This window comes from Mesorhizobium sp. M7A.F.Ca.ET.027.03.2.1 (assembly GCF_003999175.1).
In the GTDB taxonomy this organism is placed as follows: Bacteria; Pseudomonadota; Alphaproteobacteria; order Rhizobiales; family Rhizobiaceae; genus Mesorhizobium.
In genome coordinates, this window is record NZ_RZOM01000902.1 from 1 (window position 1) to 2,560 (window position 2,560).

Consider the following 2,560-nt stretch of genomic DNA (forward strand, 5'->3'; position numbering starts at 1 on the left):
TTGCGGTACCATGGATACGGCCCTTGAACTGCTTGCGGAACTTTGTGCGCTTTGGCTGCAGCATCGTTCTAACTCCAAATTCCTAAATGTCTCAGGCGTTTTCGCGACGACGACCGCGTTCGCGATCACCACCACCGCCATGCGCTGCGTCGCTTTCGCTGGCCCGACGCTCCGAAGCCATCGGGTCATGCTCAAGGATTTCGCCCTTGAACACCCAGACCTTGACGCCGCAGATGCCATAAGCCGTGTGCGCTTCGGCCGTACCGTAGTCGACGTCCGCACGCAGCGTATGCAGCGGCACGCGGCCTTCGCGATACCATTCCATGCGCGCGATCTCGGCGCCGCCGAGGCGGCCGGCGCAGTTGATGCGGATGCCTTCGGCACCGAGGCGCATCGCCGACTGAACGGCACGCTTCATGGCGCGGCGGAACGCGATACGACGCTCGAGCTGCTGGGCGATCGACTGGGCGACCAGGGTCGCGTCGATTTCCGGCTTGCGCACTTCAACGATGTTGAGGTGCGTCTCGGACTTCGTCATCTCCATCAGCTTCTTGCGAAGCTTCTCGATGTCGGCGCCCTTCTTGCCGATGATCAGACCCGGGCGCGCGGCGTGGATGGTGACGCGGCACTTCTTGTGCGGACGCTCGATCACGACCTTCGAGATGGCAGCCTGCTTGAGCTCCTTCTCGAGATACTTGCGGATCTTGATGTCCTCATGCAGCAGCTTGCCGTACTCGCCGGTGTTCGCGAACCAGCGCGAATCCCAGGTGCGGTTGATGCCGAGGCGAAGACCGATCGGATTGACTTTCTGGCCCATTATGCGGCCTCCCCTTTTTCTTCGACTTCACGAACGACGATCGTGAGGTGCGAGAACGGCTTCTCGATACGGCTGGCGCGACCGCGGCCACGGGCATGGAACCGCTTCATGACGATCGACTTGCCGACATAGGCTTCCGCCACGATCAGTGCATCGACATCCAGGTCGTGGTTGTTTTCCGCGTTGGCGATTGCCGATTCCAGCGTCTTCTTGACCGTGCCGGAAATCCGCTTGGCCGAGAATTCGAGATCGGAAAGCGCTGTCGCGACCTTCTTGCCGCGGATCAGCGCGGCAACGAGGTTGAGCTTCTGCGGGCTGATACGGATCGTGCGCAATACGGCGCGCGCTTCGTTATCAGCAAGCCTGCGCGGAGCTTTGGCCTTGCCCATGATTATTTCCTCTTCGCCTTCTTATCCGCGCCGTGACCGTAATAGGTCCGGGTCGGAGCGAATTCACCGAACTTGTGACCGACCATGTCCTCGTTCACCGAGACGGGAACATGCTTCTGGCCGTTGTAGACACCGAAGGTGAAGCCGACGAACTGCGGCAGGATGGTGGAGCGACGGCTCCACATCTTGATCACCTCATTGCGACCACCTTCACGAACCTTGTCCACCTTCTTGAGAAGGTAGCCGTCAATGAAGGGGCCTTTCCAAATCGAACGAGTCACTTGGCGTTACCTCTTCTTAGCTCTTGCGCTGATGGCGCGAGCGCAGGATGAACTTGTCGGTCGCCTTGTTGGACCGCGTCTTCTTGCCCTTGGTCGGCTTGCCCCAGGGCGAAACCGGATGGCGGCCACCCGATGTGCGGCCTTCGCCGCCGCCGTGCGGATGGTCGACCGGGTTCATGGTCACGCCGCGATTGTGCGGACGCTTGCCACGCCAAACCGTGCGACCGGCCTTGCCGTCATTGATGTTGCCGTGGTCCGGATTGGACACGGCGCCGACAGTGGCCATGCAGGAGCCGTGAACGACACGCTGCTCGCCCGAATTGAGGCGCAGGATCGCCATGCCCTGGTCACGACCGACCAGCTGACCGTAACCACCTGCCGAACGGGCGACCTGAGCGCCCTTGCCCGGCTTCAGCTCGATGTTGTGGACGATGGTGCCGACCGGCATCGAAGCCAGCGGCATCGCATTGCCCGGCTTCACGTCGACCGATTCACTGGAGACGATCTTGTCGCCGGGGGCCAGACGCTGCGGAGCGATGATGTAGGACAGCTCGCCATCGTCATACTTGATCAGCGCGATGAAGGCGGTGCGGTTCGGATCGTATTCAATGCGCTCGACCGTGCCGACGACGTCGAACTTGCGGCGCTTGAAGTCGATGATGCGGTACGAACGCTTGTGACCACCGCCGATGAAGCGGGCGGTGATGCGACCGTGATTGTTGCGGCCGCCCGACTTGGTCAGGCCTTCGGTCAGACCCTTGACGGGCTTGCCCTTGTAAAGACCCGAGCGGTCGACGATGACCAGCTGACGGGTGCTGGGCGTTACCGGGTTGAATTTTTTCAGTGCCATTGTTCTGTCCTCGCGGCCTTGCTCAGAGACCCGTCGCGACGTCGATCGACTGACCATCGGCCAGCGTCACAACCGCCTTCTTGACGTCGCTCTGGCGGCCAACCGTGCCACGGAAGCGCTTGATCTTGCCCTTGCGGACAAGCGTGTTCACGGCCATCACCTTGACGCCGAACAGCGCTTCGACGGCGGCCTTGATTTCCGGCTTCGACGCCTTCTTGGCGAC

At 61.5% G+C, this 2,560-nt stretch carries 5 protein-coding genes and 1 pseudogene; all 6 read right to left on the minus strand.

Annotated features, from left to right (window positions below; all coding sequences use genetic code 11):
- A pseudogene (gene rplP / locus EN750_RS41040) lies at positions 1-64 on the minus strand (50S ribosomal protein L16); the annotation flags it as partial.
- Between the two features lie 27 nt (positions 65-91).
- A complete protein-coding gene (gene rpsC / locus EN750_RS28725) occupies positions 92-817 on the minus strand; it encodes a 30S ribosomal protein S3 (RefSeq protein ID WP_013531426.1) in 726 nt (241 codons plus the stop codon).
- Positions 817-1,206, minus strand: a complete 390-nt coding sequence (gene rplV / locus EN750_RS28730) for a 50S ribosomal protein L22 (RefSeq protein ID WP_006205462.1) — start codon at positions 1,204-1,206, stop codon at positions 817-819. Before rplV ends, rpsC begins: the two co-directional genes overlap by 1 nt.
- Positions 1,207-1,208: 2 nt before the next feature.
- Positions 1,209-1,487: a 30S ribosomal protein S19 gene (gene rpsS / locus EN750_RS28735; RefSeq protein WP_006205463.1), complete on the minus strand. Its 279-nt coding sequence runs from the start codon at positions 1,485-1,487 to the stop codon at positions 1,209-1,211.
- 16 nt (positions 1,488-1,503) lie between these two features.
- On the minus strand, positions 1,504-2,337 hold the full coding sequence (gene rplB, locus EN750_RS28740; RefSeq protein WP_127398773.1) for a 50S ribosomal protein L2: 834 nt from the start codon (positions 2,335-2,337) through the stop codon (positions 1,504-1,506).
- A gap of 22 nt (positions 2,338-2,359) precedes the next feature.
- A partial coding sequence (locus tag EN750_RS28745) for a 50S ribosomal protein L23 (protein ID WP_145967999.1) occupies positions 2,360-2,560 on the minus strand: 201 nt, incomplete at its 5' end.